An 11,932-nucleotide genomic window follows, 5' to 3' on the forward strand; every position below is an offset into this window, starting at 1 on the left:
GAAGGCACATGACAAACTTCTCCCGCTTCCTACGGCAGGTCATTGCGCTTCTGCTGTTCACGTTCGCCTGCAACGTTCCCGTCGCCTTCGCACAAACCTACGGAGCGGGAGCATGTTCGCTTGTACCTGGCTCGCAGACATGCATCGACACCACGCCGTGCAAGACAGATTCGAACGGCCAGCAGGTTTGCCTGTCGAACGCCTCTCTGCCGTCTGGCGCACTCCAGGTGCCATACAGCTGCTGGCAGTATTCGTACAACTACGCGTGCACAGGAACAACAACCGATACCTGCGGGCAGTATCGTAGCGACCCGGCGTGCGGCGTTGTCTCAAGCGTTTGTAATGACACGATCGCCGAAACCGGCAAGTGCGATCAGTGGACGTATACGTATAAATGCCAGACCCAGGCGCAACAGACGGCACAGAACCTGAACTGCACGAGTGGCCTCTTTAACGACGGTGGGTTCCCGACCCCGCCTAACAATAACGACTCGTTCATCAAGGGTGCGCTGGGGCTCGAGATTCTTGGCGAGGGGCAAACCTATACGGACGGCAACACCATTTTCAAGGGCGTTGCCGAAAGCTGCCGCAAGGGCTACGAAGGCATCCAGAACTGCTGCAAGAGCTCGCCCGGAGCGACGTCGAACAACGTAGCGATGTCTACAGCGGTCGGCGCCGCAGGGTCGCTTGTGAAGTATGCAGGCGAGAAGGCGATCGACCTCGCTTCGCCTTACGTGTTCGATGCCATGTACACGAACGGCATCTTCACGAACGCACTGACGGAGAATTTCACGACTGCGTTTTCGCTTGATGCAGCAAACGGCGGCGGCAACCTCGGCACGAACCTCGCAGCCAATGGCTTCTCGGTCGGCGCGTTCGGCTTCACGGCTGGCTGGGGTTCGATGGGGGCCGGCCTCTTCGGCGGCAATATCGAACTCGCGACATTCGGATCTAACGGTTATCTCGCGTTCAACCCGTATGTCTTCGCCGCAATGGTCGCGATACAGGTGATCACGTCGCTTTCAAAGTGCTCGCAGGCAGAACAGTTGCTCGCACTACACAAGGGCGCGGACCTCAGCACGTTTATCGACGAGACATGTTCAAAGAAGGTGTTGGGCGCTTGCGTGCAGTACGTCGACAACTATTGTTCGTTCAACTCGCTGCTCGCCAAAATCATCAACATACAGGGTAAGACCCAGCTCGGCTTGCCGCTGGAAGGTTGTGGTGGCTTGACGCCAGCCCAGGTCAGTGCGATTGACTTCACAAAGATCGACTTCAGCGAATTCACCGCACAGATGGAGCAGCAGGCGCTGGCGAACGTGCCGAAAAACATCCCGGGCAACTACAACACGATCGAGCAGAACAGCAAGAGCGGCACCGTGCAATCCAGTAGCAACCCGGTCCTACCCACTTACTCAACCAAATAGAGCCGAACATGGACACCCGTAAACCGGTCATCACCAAGATCTTTACCGCGCTCGGCGCAGTCGCATTGGTAGCGTCGCTCGCCTTTTCCGGCGTTACTTATCTTTCCAAGCGCTCGCTTGAAGTGCAGAACAAACAGCAGGCCGACAAGCTGACAAAGCTCGACGCGCAGGTCAAGACGCTGGACAAGCAGTACCGGGACGACGAGACGAAGCTCGCCTCACTGAGCGACCAGCTCGCGAAGCTGCTTCCTGAAAACAGCAGCCTGAAAGACAATGTCGGCGCTTTTGCCGAACAGGCGGCGGCATGCGAGAAGATCCGCCAAACGCTCAAACTCGGAGTCTGACTCAATGAAAAGGATGCTCAAAGCGCTTGTGCTCGCCACGGCGGCGGCCGGCGCGCCGCTCTGTAGCATGGCACAGCCGGTTGAACTCGATACTGACGCCGCCCATGTCATCGTCGTGCGGCCGGTCGATTCCTGGTCTGGCGACACCTCCGTGCAGCAGGACACGCTTGACGCAATCCGTGACCGTCAGGTCTCGTACGACATCATGCTGGACGGCACGCGCTACCGCGGAAGCCCACTGGTGCTTCAAGGCGTCAGCGACAATCCGGTGACGCTTGGAGCCCAGGCTGCACTGGCGGCACAGAAGACAACGCTGGTCCGCAAGTCTGCATATCTCTTCCACGTGGGGGACGCGACGACGCTCGCGCCCGACGACTACCCGAAGTTCGCCAAGGCGCAGCTCGATTACCGGCAACTGTTCGTACGTCGCGAGGGTGATCCCCGCTCGTTGCCCGCACGTGTGAGGGTCCGCAACATTGCGGGCGACGCATTGTCGATCGGTGCGCTCTTCATTCCGGTGCCTGGGCTCGGCACGGCAGCCGGCGCTCAGGTCATGGCGAATTCAGGTATTGCCGAGGATCTTGGCAATGTACCCCGGCCCGCACGCGCCGCATTGATCCCTGCTGTCCTGCCGGCGCTCGACACGAGTGCATACCGGCAGATCGACGTACGGCGCGTGGATTTCAGGCCCGACACTCCGGGCGAAATTGTGATCGCCTACAAGACAGAAAAAACGCCGCAGGCCGAACAGGATGCCCTCGTGAAAGCGATCGTCGCGCTCGCGGCGGCCGATACCACAGCCGATGCGGTGGATGCCGCACGGCAGACAGATTTCAAGGAGCGCGTCGCGATTTGGGACGCATGTGTAGCTGACGGTAAATGCCAAAAGGAGGCATCGAATGACAAGCAGTGAGGCAAAGAAGGAAACTTTCGGCCAGAAGATGGCAAAGAAAAACAGCTGGATTACCTGGGTGGCCTTTGCCGCCATCGCGGTAGCCGCGATCATCTCTCTGGCTCAGCACGCGTAGTGCGACGCCAAGTGAAAACGGCCCGCCTTGTCTAAGGCGGGCCGTTTTCTTTTGCGCGAGCGTATGGCTGCAGTCTGTCAGAGTTCCAGCACCTTCCCCTTCTCCTGTCCCTGCCGCTTGTCCTGGTCCGTCTGGCGTTCTGGCTGCGCGTGCGCATCGACCTCCCGCACCTGCTCCTTCGTCGCTGATCGGTCGCGCTTGTTTGTCTGCTTTTGCGCCGCGTTTGCTTGCTGCGACGTCGCCGCGTTGCGCGTAGCTGCCTCAAACTCGACGGCCGTTGTTTTACCGACCTCCTTGCCCGCGTTACGCAACATACCGTCGCGGTCTTCTGTGACGATCTCTGTATTGTCCCGTGCGCGCGATGCCGCGACGTAGGCAGCTTCGCGATTGAAAACCTTGGCACCCGTCACGCTGACAGCGATGATTTCGCGATCATTCGTCGCGCCCTGCTCCTTGTACGAGGTGTGCGCGTACGCGTGGTCGACGAACCGTATGTCGTCGTTCTTCAGATACGACTCTTTGCCGGTCCGCGTCCAGCGGACCTTTGCTCCCTGTTCGTCGATTTCGGTGATGACGCCGGGCGTGCCATTGTCGATCCGCTGCAGTTCCTGCGCTGGCAGGCGAATGATCGCGCGCGTCTCGATGCGATCGCCCACAGAGAACTTCCGGCCTTCCAGCACCGCAGGCGAGAAATAGTCCTGGCGCTGCGGATTGATCTCGATAGCTTTTCCCTGGGCGTTCACGGCGTGGATGCGATTCTTCTCGATGTCATACGATTTCACGTGCAGCACGTCGCCATTTTCGACACCGATTTCGCGATAGGTCTTGCGGTAAACGAGCACGTTCACCTTTTTCTCGCGCAACATGACGGCGTACCGCTGCTCCGCACCGGTCATCTTCGGATCGTCGAGATGTGGCTTGTGAAAATCCTGACCCGACACAAGCCCGTTTTCGGCAAGCTTCGCGTGGACAGCCTCGTTGATTGCTTTCCGGTCGCGGTTGGTAATCGCGACAACGCCAATCTTCGGATTTTCGACGCCGCGCGCTTCGAGCGCTTGCAGGTTCTCGAAATAGCGTTCGGCGACGGTCGTGGCCAGCTTGCCCTGGTCCACGGTCACGGTATCCAGCATCTCCACGGCCCGGCTGTAGTTTCCCGCCTTCATTTCGAGCAAGGCCTGTTGCGTGGGCGCAGTCGCATCGACGAAACGCCGCGTCTCCTCAAGCACCGAAACATTCATACCGGCGTTCTGAGCCTGCTCAAACGCGCGGCCGGCCGCCACGCTCCCATGCTGCTTGATGTCGCCCTGAAACACGACACGCGCGCCGATCTCTCGCGCGAGGTTAGAGATCTTCTCGGTGTCGAATGCACCGGTCAGCGACGACTCGTCCATCACGATCAGGGTCTTCTTGCCCTCAATGTTGCCGTATCTGCGAAGGTTGGCCAGCTCAGCCTGTTTGACCAGCAGCTCGCGCTGCAACTCGGCTCCGGGCCCCGGCCGCGTCTCGTAGAGCGTGTTCCGTGCAGCAATGGCCTCGACCGTTCCTACCTGTCCGAATGTCGAGAGTCTGCGTCCAAGCGATGCGGCAAGATCAAATGCGCCTGACTGAATACGCGCGCCGAAGGTCTCGCGCTCCTTCACTGCTTCGCCGGGCTGGGTCCGATGCCGCGCTGCAATGTCAGTCAGCACCGCGCCGATGGCGTTGCGCAGATTGTCGGGCGACTTGAAGACCTCCCCTCGCTGATGATCGAACGAATAACGGCTGGTGCCGAAATCGATATCGCTGCCTTTGACTGTCAGCCGGCGTGATTCCATACGCAGTGCGCCGGTATCCCGGATGTTCTCGCGCTTGTCCAGCGCGTCGCGCAGCTCCCCCAGGCGTGACTCGATCGTACGGATCTGCGTATCGCGCGCGGCGAAATAGGCAGCAACCGTGCTGCTCTTCATTCCGCTCGAGGCCTCCAGTTCTTTCGCTGCCGCCGCCGACGTCGCCACGCCAATGACGTCCCATCCCTTTGCCAGCGCCACGTCGTTGACCATTGCCAGCGCAGCAGTCTTGCCCGTTCCTGCCTCGCCCTGGATGCCCTGAAACGAGTCTGGATGCATGAGCACGTTCCGCGCCGCGTTGATCTGCTCGCCAGAAAGCTTGAATGGTTTGCCGGTCTTCTGTTCCTTCTTCTGCTCGAAAGCTTTGAGCGCAGCGTCGAACTCGGACTCGTTGCCCAGGATGATGTTTCCGCCGTCTCGCCCCGACTGGATGTTTTCGGCGAGTCGCATCTCACTATCGATCGCGCGGTGCGTCGTGTACAACAGTCTGCCGTCGTCGGTCGTGCCACGCTCGACCAGCATGTGATTGTCGATATGTCGCTGCACGGCTGCATCGACGTCGTCGATCATCCCGCGGCTAAATTTGACCGCTGCGATTTCGAGATCGGCCAGCTCGAACGACTGCTCTCGTTCAGTAAGGTGTTCGATGGCCCATGACACAGCGCGCATGGCGCCCAGGCTTGGCTCGCCCTCGACGCCCTCCCGGCCGCGCGACGAGCGCTGTGCATTGGCCGCCTCAGTGCCGTCTGTGGCGTCCCGACTTACCGACTGTTCGCTTCCATCCCGTCCGATATCCGCGCGCGGTCGATCCACGCCTGCGCCGCGGTCATGTGTCAACGGTGGCGTACGGTCCCGCGCAGACTGAACAATAGCCTCGACGTCCAGACCGGCCTTTCGCGCCGTCTCCTGCCAGATTTCCTGCAGCACCTCGCGCGGATGCTCCTGCTTGGCCGCCCGGCTGTCCAGCTTCGCAATTCGGCGAGCGTCGAAGCTCGCCTCGCCCGGATCTATGCCGCGCTTGAGCAACGCATCGCGTACCTGCGTCGCACGTGTGCTGTATGTGTCGACGTGTTCTCTGGTAAAGCCCTTGATCTCGAAGTCCACGCCGTTGGTGGCGTATTCCAGCTCGTACCCCAAGGTCTTCAAGGCGCCCGCAAGTTCGGCCTTGTAGATCACGTCGCCCTGCGCGCGCAGATTGTGCAGCATGTCATTCGTGAGGCTGCGCCAGACCTTCCGATTTTCGTCATAAACCGCCGAGACGATGACGTTATGGCTGTGAATCTGCGGCTCGTTCTCCCGGTTGGTCTCGTGAAGCACGCTCGCGTAAAGCAGATTGCCCGCGCGCTCCTGCCGATTCCGGCCGTTCTCATCTTTCACGCGAATGATCGATGCATGCTTTTCAAACCACTGCATTGTCCGTTCGTTCGCGACCAGATGGGCCGCAACAATCCGGTCATCCCTTCCGACGAGGCCGGCGATTGAAACGCTTTTTGGCGGTGCAACGGTGAAGTCGATTCCCGGCCGGCGGTTATCGCCTTTGCTGTTTTTCGCAAGGTCGACCACTTCGCCAGTCTCGGGGTTCACTAGCTTTCCGCTCAGGAAATTGACGAAGTCCTTCTTCTCGACCGCGTTGCCGCGAATGCCAAGAATTTCGGCGCCTCGCCCCTCCCAGCGGGCGGTTGCCTTTTCGTTGATGTAGTAGTTGTCCGCCTTCTGCCCGGCGTCCTGATTGAAGGATTTGTCGTGGTATCGCGCAGCGTCGCCGACGCTTTTGATTGGCTCCTTCGAGATCACGTCAGGTCCCTCCGGCGCCGTAGAAAGCGCTCGCCGTAAAACCTGTTTCGCCGGTCTGCAGCCTGATCGATACCTTCACCGGCTCATTTACGAGGGTTGCGTGATGCTCGTAAGCGCCCGGACCAATGACAAGCGTGCGCACGGTCTGGTGGTTCGCCTGCAGGTAGACGCGCAAACTTGGATACAACGCCGTCGGCTCGCTGCTCGCCAGCGTCAGACCGATCGTCGCAAAACCCTGAGCTGCTGTTATCACGCGCAAATCGGACACGGCGACGTTGGCGATGATCTGGTCGTGCCCAAGAAATTTCACCTCGCGGATGCCAGCCAGTTCCGCATCTTGCAGCGCCGGCATGCCGGCATTACCCGAATACCAATCGGCGGCCACTCCGCGGATTTGCGGGAAAAATGCCCATGCGAGCGCGATGCCGATTACCGCGAACGTGACGGTCCAACGAATGAAAAGCCCTTTCATCAAAACAGCCCCCCTTCGTCATTGCTGTTCTCGTTGAGGTCACCATCCGCTCCCTCGGCGAGCGCTTCCTCGTGATGATTCTCTGCTGGCATGATCTCGCCCGTTTCAAGATCGGTCACAACCCATTTGCCGGTCCGTTCGATCGCGTCTTTCGCTGCGGCAGCTTTTTCCGCTTCGACCCGCTTCGCTTCAGCTTCCGCGCGAACGCTCGCGAGAGCGTCCTGCCCCTCCGCGACCACAATTTTGAATCTCGGGTCACGTGGCGGGTCATCCTGACGCGCGGCAAGTCGATTAACGCGAGCCCACGGTCGATACCACGCCGGCAGCCAGTGACGGTAATTGACGAGTGTCGCGGGATAGTCACCCGGCACCTGAACGTAGGCCATGCAGTTTTTCAGCTTGCCAATCTTGTCGGGCATCACCAGCCATTTTTCCTGTTGCCCCTGATTCAGCGATCCGCCGTCCCGCCAGTCGCTCACCGCCAGAGCCTGCCCGTTGGAGACGACTTCCATGTCCATCCGGCCGAGGCGTCTTGCCATGCGATCCCGCATCTCTGGCTCGTTCGCCCGCAGCATTACGGACGTGTTAAAGCAGTTCATCAGCGTCTTCGCCCGTTCATGCCCGATCGACGTGATGTACTGAGTGTCCGCCTGAATCCCGGTCGCCACGCACACGCCATATTTGCGATGCGTCGCCTGCGTCTCATCAAGCTTGATGTCGCCAAGAACATGCACCTCGTCGAGGAAGTACCAGTAACGGTCGTAGTGGCAGATCTCGCGTTTGGCGGCGATGATGCCAAAGGAGATCGCAAGCAAAAGCCGGTAAAGCGGTGCGAACATCGCTTTGGTGTCGTCCGTGCTAACGATAAAAAATCGCGCATCGTCGTCAGCTTCGAAAAACTGGCGCAACGTCCATTCGCCGTCCTGGACCGCCGCTATCCCGTCGAGATAGATCGCGATGGAGCTGATGACACCCTGGCGCTGCCCTTTCGAATCGCCGCCGACCGCCGAACTTGCAACCGACTCCTGAATCAGCAGTTCGAGCTCATCCTCCGGCATGCTCAAAATAGCCTCTGCGATCGTCCGCGTGTAGACAGCACCGCGTTGGCGTAGCCGCAAAGTCATGACGGAGAACAGCGCGCGGGCAGCGTCTTCAAAGAACGCACTTGCGCCGTGCACAACTCCTGCCTTCGGCGGCAGAAAGGCGTGCGCCAAGGTGTTTGAGTCGTAGGTGTTCTGCAGCTCCTTGAAGATAGACCAAGGCACCGAGCCCAGCATGGACGGGTTGAAAAAATAGTCCTTTCCCGGACGGAAGTAGGCTCTGAAATACTCGCCGCTCTGGTCATAGATGATGCACTTGCGCTTGCGCTGAAAGACCTGCTGCATGAGGTCATGGATAGCCAGCGACTTCCCGGTGCCCTGCGCGCCCATGAACTGAATACCCTGCATGGGTGCCGATTTCGGCAGAGCGACATCCAGTACAGTGTAGGGACCGGCTTCCTCCTTTCTAACGAGACGCGAAAGCTCTTTCGGCTCGACCAGCTCCTCGACCCCATCGACCCGCCTGTTCTCGCGGGCACGCTTGCCGAGACGGCTAAGCGACCACCAGACAGACAGATATCCGAGCAGGCCGCACAGCATGCTGGAAAGCATGACATAGCCAAAGACGGTCACAGGCCGCGAGATGGAGGTCGTCACACTGCGGTATTGGGCAGCGGTTAGCAACTGCACCGGGTCCCCACTGGACTTGATCACGGTCAGAATCTGCTCCTGACCCGCGTCGTCCCGGATTCGCCATTTACGGGGCGTGTCCTGTTTGACCAAGTGCGACACGATATTGAGCTTGACGATATCGACATCGCGAGGCGAAAGGCATGACATCCAGAGCACAATGGGAACGATCAGCCCGGGGACCGCACCCGCCCACAGCGACATTGACACCGCATGGATGGTCAACTTCATCCGGGTCAGAAAGAGCGCACGACCGGCACCCGCGTCGGAAATGATCTTCTCGCTCATGTTGCATTCCCCACATGTTGCACACCCAGTTCGGACACACTCAACAGCCGATACCCCGCGGCGTCATGCGGCAAAAGGGTAAGCAGGGAATCCGCGCGTGCGCCGAAACTGTCTCGCCAGCTACGGTCTGGCATACGCAGGAAATCGCACGCCCTGACGCGGCCATCAGGTTCGACAAACACGATCTCGCAGGCACCCGGCAGCTCGTCACCGACCCGCTTGTATTCGAAGTGAAGCATCGTGCAGGCGCCGTCTTCGGAGGCGTAGGTACGACATGAGGCGTGATACTCGCCTTCCTCCAGCTGCTCTTGACGGTTGACGGACTCGATGTCGATAGGAAGAAACATGGCGTCAATCCCCGTTGAAGGTCCCGTTGTCGTATGCGCGGTCGATGAACTTTCCTTGCTTGATCGCTTCCCGGATATGCCCTCTCACCTGATCCTTCACGCTGTCTGGCATCGTGCTGGCGAGTCCCGGAGGGATTGCGGAGGACGCGAGCGCCCCGGCCGCGAGAATGCAGAGTTTGGTAACCGCTTCCTGCAGATCTGTTACCTGAGCTTGTAGCGTCTGATTGGTCTCCAACAGGACCTCGTGCATGCGGTCGTAGCCGGAGATTGCGTCGCGCAGGTAGAGGCGAGCCAGCGTGTTGTGAGTGATCTTGCGCTTCTTCGCCTCCTGTTTTAGATGCTCGTATTCGTCCCATTCAACGCGGAAATGAATTGACGGCTTCACGGTATCTGGTCTCTCTCGCTTGAGGTTGATTGATCGGCAAGTGGTGCAATTTGCACCACTATGTATCTCTCTGATTTCATGCGCGATTTTACATCTTTATTTCTTTCATGGAAAGAACTGATTATAATTTTTGGTGCGCAAAAAGAACCGCCAAATCATGAGCTTGCGACGGTTTTGACGTGTGCACGGTACGTGCGTCATGTCTGTGCTTTCTGAGGGGCGGTTTTGATTTTTCCTGCTGCCTCGGAATACGGGGAAAAGGCATGCCCCTGCAGCGTCGGGGGATTCCGGGGAATTGATTTTTGGGCGTGAGAAAGCGATGATGCACCGGCGCACGCTACTACGGAATCCCCCGACTACAACCTCACTATGGGATGAGCATCATGAGCAAGCAAGACGTAACTGAGAAGAAACCGCGTGGACGTCGGCCGGCGTTGTCTACCGCTGAGAAAATCGCCGACATGGAGAAGCAACTTGCAGCGCTTAGGGAACAGGCGAGGCGCGAAGAGAGAGAGAACGTCGAGAAGAACCGTAAGGCGATTTTCGATCTGTTCAAATCCGAGCGACTGGATGTGATCAGCGTCGACGAGTGGAAGAAGGTTGTCCCGCAGGTCAAGGCGCTTCTCGGCGTGCAAGCCTCGGGCGAAAGCCCGGCGCGCACGCCGGATAGCGCCAAGGAAGCAAGCCCAGCGCAGGCGCAGGCGGCTTAGCGCTTTCCACAAATCCACGGCACCGGACGGACGGCCGCGATTGATATAAATCGCAAGAGCCGTCCGCCGCGGGAGTTTTCCACAACGGGGTTTGTTGTGGAAAACTCGGTACCGCGGGGTGCGGTGGAGCTTGTGGGAAACGTGCGGTGTAAGAACCGCGGCGGTGAGCGGCGACGGCGGCCAAGGGCAAGTGTGGGACGATAGTCCCGCGCGACCCCTGGTCGCCGTTTCCATTTTCAGGGGCTTCCTGACCGATGACGAGGGTACGAGTTAATCGGTTAGGCTGGATTAAGTGAATGCTGGACCGGCACGGGCCAGCACCGGTTCAAATGCGAGAGTCCGGCCAAAATGAGAGCGGCGTTTAGGTCGGCGACGTCTCCATCAGGATGACGTGCCGTGCGCTAGGCGAAGGGACGCGGAGCGTTCCGTAGCGTGGAGTCGCGAGAGGCGGCATTGCATGGCAATGCGCCGCGAGCGGCCACTCGTACGGTAGATCCGGCGAGCGGCGCGTGAGCGCCGGTAGCCGGATCGGACGGACCTATTTTGAGCAAGTCATTGCTCAAAATCGCGAGTGCTGTGCCCGGCGCGGGCGGGGTGGATTCGGCGCGCAGCGCAGAAGCCGGCCCGCCCGCGCCGACCGCGGAAATTGCAGTCACCCCCACCTGTGAATGTTTTTCGCATGCGCAACTTTGCCCGCCGTGCATCGCACGACGGGTGCGCCTCCGTAGTCCGCTATTCGTGATTACCGCAAGGGCAACACCAGGGATCAATCCCCGTCAGTGAGCACCCTCCGGACTCCTCGATCTCATCCTGCATCGCCTGACATTCCTCCGGCGTGGCGTAGCCCTTGCCCTTGGCAATCTCCAGGGCGAGGTCTCGGAAGGGCACTTCGAGCGCGTCCAGAAAGTCGTCCACGTTCTGTGAAAACCGCTTTACGAACAGTTCGTATGAGAGTCCGCATCCACGCCTTGCCGTGTCGGCCATCGCCGTTAGCTCGGAGTCGATACCTTCCCGGGTGCGCCGCTTTTCTCGCCGCTCCCTTACCGCCTCGAACGCCTCGATGTACGCGTTGCGAAGCGGCTGAACATCGGCGAGAAGTGCCGGACATTGCACATCACAATCGTCACTCCCGGCGACATCACCACAACGCTTTGCGTAGTTGAGCGCCCAGAAAAGCCGGTCTTTGGCGTCCCTGTCATCGCCAGCAACCACGCTAACGCGGTGCAGCGCCCATTGCGTGCGAGCGTCGAGTGCGGTCGAAAATGTGCTTTTCTGCGTATCTGTCATTGCGTCACCTTGTTAGCGTTGAGGGCGGCCTCGATAAGGTCGTGGATAGTCGGGAGCGCGGCTCTCGCTCGTTCATTCCAACCTGCAGTCCATTTGCCGACCAGCGCGGGAACGTCCGACACCAGGTTGGGCCTGCTAACACCTTCGGTGTGGCTTGCCCGTCCGCTCTCCATCGCCATAATCTGTGCCTCGGCGCGGTAAGCGTCCGCGGCCTTCGAATCGCCTGCAATCACTGCGACGACGTGAAGTGCCCATGCGGCGCGAGCTTCAAGCGCAAACGAATAGCTGCTCACG

12 protein-coding genes are annotated in these 11,932 nt (G+C 59.6%); 5 read left to right on the forward strand and 7 right to left on the reverse strand.

All coding sequences use genetic code 11. The features are described from left to right. The first annotated feature begins 8 nt into the window (after nt 1–8). The 4 genes from traN to BG60_RS39975 are packed head-to-tail and all read left to right on the forward strand — an operon-like array spanning nt 9 to nt 2,799. Entirely contained in the window at nt 9–1,427 is a 1,419-nt protein-coding gene (traN, locus tag BG60_RS21800; protein ID WP_051996573.1) for a conjugal transfer protein TraN, read from the forward strand. An 8-nt stretch (nt 1,428–1,435) separates the two neighbouring features. Continuing rightward, on the forward strand, nt 1,436–1,771 hold the full coding sequence (locus BG60_RS21805; RefSeq protein WP_029672532.1) for a hypothetical protein: 336 nt from the start codon (nt 1,436–1,438) through the stop codon (nt 1,769–1,771). A 4-nt stretch (nt 1,772–1,775) separates the two neighbouring features. Beyond that, complete coding sequence (locus BG60_RS21810) at nt 1,776–2,684, forward strand: hypothetical protein (RefSeq protein ID WP_033537022.1); 909 nt, start codon at nt 1,776–1,778, stop codon at nt 2,682–2,684. Further along, nucleotides 2,671–2,799: a hypothetical protein gene (locus BG60_RS39975; RefSeq protein ID WP_255725350.1), complete on the forward strand. Its 129-nt coding sequence runs from the start codon at nt 2,671–2,673 to the stop codon at nt 2,797–2,799. Before BG60_RS21810 ends, BG60_RS39975 begins: the two co-directional genes overlap by 14 nt. Nucleotides 2,800–2,876: 77 nt before the next feature. Here the strand turns inward: BG60_RS39975 and mobF are convergent, their stop codons facing one another. The 5 genes from mobF to BG60_RS21835 are packed head-to-tail and all read right to left on the reverse strand — an operon-like array spanning nt 2,877 to nt 9,641. Further along, nucleotides 2,877–6,419 (reverse strand): MobF family relaxase, encoded by a 3,543-nt coding sequence (gene mobF / locus BG60_RS21815; RefSeq protein WP_051996575.1) that lies wholly within the window; start codon nt 6,417–6,419, stop codon nt 2,877–2,879. A gap of 1 nt (nt 6,420) precedes the next feature. Then, nucleotides 6,421–6,891: a hypothetical protein gene (locus BG60_RS21820; protein ID WP_033537023.1), complete on the reverse strand. Its 471-nt coding sequence runs from the start codon at nt 6,889–6,891 to the stop codon at nt 6,421–6,423. Then, complete coding sequence (locus tag BG60_RS21825) at nt 6,891–8,909, reverse strand: type IV secretion system DNA-binding domain-containing protein (protein ID WP_051996577.1); 2,019 nt, start codon at nt 8,907–8,909, stop codon at nt 6,891–6,893. The genes BG60_RS21820 and BG60_RS21825 overlap by 1 nt, the downstream gene beginning before the upstream one ends. Beyond that, nucleotides 8,906–9,256, reverse strand: coding sequence for a hypothetical protein (locus BG60_RS21830; protein ID WP_033537024.1), 351 nt, complete (start codon nt 9,254–9,256; stop codon nt 8,906–8,908). The genes BG60_RS21825 and BG60_RS21830 overlap by 4 nt, the downstream gene beginning before the upstream one ends. A gap of 4 nt (nt 9,257–9,260) precedes the next feature. Further along, complete coding sequence (locus BG60_RS21835; RefSeq protein ID WP_033537025.1) at nt 9,261–9,641, reverse strand: hypothetical protein; 381 nt, start codon at nt 9,639–9,641, stop codon at nt 9,261–9,263. Nucleotides 9,642–10,024: 383 nt separating this feature from the next. On the opposite strand from BG60_RS21835, the gene BG60_RS21840 reads away from it, so the two are divergent. Further along, nucleotides 10,025–10,351, forward strand: coding sequence for a hypothetical protein (locus tag BG60_RS21840; protein WP_144403810.1), 327 nt, complete (start codon nt 10,025–10,027; stop codon nt 10,349–10,351). Between the two features lie 732 nt (nt 10,352–11,083). Here BG60_RS21840 and BG60_RS37890 read toward each other — a convergent pair. Beyond that, nucleotides 11,084–11,638 carry a hypothetical protein gene (locus BG60_RS37890; RefSeq protein ID WP_033537026.1) on the reverse strand — a complete coding sequence of 185 codons (555 nt, stop codon included), beginning with the start codon at nt 11,636–11,638 and terminating at the stop codon, nt 11,084–11,086. After that, nucleotides 11,635–11,931 (reverse strand): hypothetical protein, encoded by a 297-nt coding sequence (locus BG60_RS21850; protein ID WP_033537027.1) that lies wholly within the window; start codon nt 11,929–11,931, stop codon nt 11,635–11,637. Before BG60_RS21850 ends, BG60_RS37890 begins: the two co-directional genes overlap by 4 nt. Nucleotide 11,932: the final 1 nt, after the last annotated feature.

It is taken from the genome of Caballeronia zhejiangensis (assembly GCF_000698575.1).
Taxonomy (GTDB): domain Bacteria; phylum Pseudomonadota; class Gammaproteobacteria; order Burkholderiales; family Burkholderiaceae; genus Caballeronia; species Caballeronia zhejiangensis.